The 563-nt window shown below is 54.5% G+C and carries 1 protein-coding gene; it reads right to left on the reverse strand.

Going from position 1 to position 563, the window contains the following annotated elements:
* Positions 1-247: 247 nt before the first annotated feature.
* On the reverse strand, positions 248-563 hold a 316-nt coding region (locus tag CSR02_RS08900), incomplete at its 5' end, for a DUF6504 family protein (RefSeq protein ID WP_336469706.1).

The following is a 563-nucleotide window of genomic DNA, read 5'->3' on the forward strand; positions in this document are numbered from 1 at the left end:
GCCACAACACGCCGTCCACAGGAGGCTGGAAACTCATACGCGCCTGCGCTACACTCTGTCTGCATCGGGTTTTCTTATAGCTTACGAAAATTTCTTTTACACAAAATAGACTTTTTCATAATCTAACCCGATGTACAACCCTTCTGTGAGATTTCCGCGTCGAACAGTTCGATCGGGGAGGATGCCCCGCGCAGGAACGAGAAATAGGTCGTGACCTGTAGTTCGGTATAACGCGGTGCGGATATGGTCATCCGAAGATTCCGTGCAAGAACCAGCCCTGCGAGCCGGTCTCGCCATGCTCGCCATCACCCGCCCGGTAGAGCCAGAAGCGCTCTCCAGACGTGTCCTCCACCCGGAAGTAATCCCGGGCGATGGTCAGTTCAGCATCATTCTTCCACCATTCACCAAAGACCCGCTCCGGGCCGTCAGCGCATTTCACTTTCCGCCGCACCCCTCGCCAGATGAAGAACAGCGGCGGCTGGTCCGGCAGTTCTGAATTGCCCCGGGTTTTGTGGAGACAGAAAGACCCGTGAGGTAAGAAGAATTCATGAGCAATAAATCGA

Source organism: Acetobacter pomorum, assembly GCF_002738225.1.
GTDB lineage: Bacteria > Pseudomonadota > Alphaproteobacteria > Acetobacterales > Acetobacteraceae > Acetobacter > Acetobacter pomorum.